This is a genomic window from Methylobacterium sp. WL6, assembly GCF_008040095.1.
Taxonomy (GTDB): Bacteria; Pseudomonadota; Alphaproteobacteria; order Rhizobiales; family Beijerinckiaceae; genus Methylobacterium.
This window is the reverse complement of sequence record NZ_VRVH01000691.1, coordinates 1-493: the sequence shown is the minus strand read 5'-3', so window position 1 is coordinate 493 and position 493 is coordinate 1. Positions and strand designations below refer to the sequence as shown.

Genomic DNA, 493 nt, shown 5'->3' with positions numbered 1-493 from the left:
GCCCGGCCCTGCTCGGTCGAGCGCTCGGCCAGCGCCCGGGCGCGCTCGGAGCCGGTCTCGACGAGGCGGGCGGTGGCGGCGCGCATCTCGGCGGCGCCGGCCAGCAGCGAGGCGTCCTTGGCGTCCTTGGCCGCCTCGGGCTCGGGCTCGGCCGGCACGGTCGCCGGCGGCCGGAACAGCGCCGGGTGCCGGGCCTGGATCTCGTCGACGAGCTCGGCGAGCGTCAGCGGCGCGTCCGACCCGGCATGACGGCGCGGGCGGCCGTGACGGTCGACCACGCGATGGCCCGGCGGCGCTTCGGACGGCTCGACCGCCGCCTCGGCGAGGAGCTGCAGCGTGCGCAGGGCCACCGGCTTCGGGTTGCGGCGCGCGATCTCGGCCTCGACCGCGCCGCGCAGGGCCAGTCACTAATACACAAATGACGCAGCCGACGACACCATAAGTGTAGATATAGGTGGTAGCCGTATAATTAAAAAAAAAAAGGGGGGGGGGG

At 73.4% G+C, this 493-nt stretch carries 1 pseudogene; it reads right to left on the bottom strand.

Annotated features, from left to right (window positions below):
- Positions 1 to 350, bottom strand: a pseudogene (locus tag FV230_RS29195) (nuclease); the annotation flags it as partial.
- Positions 351 to 493: the final 143 nt, after the last annotated feature.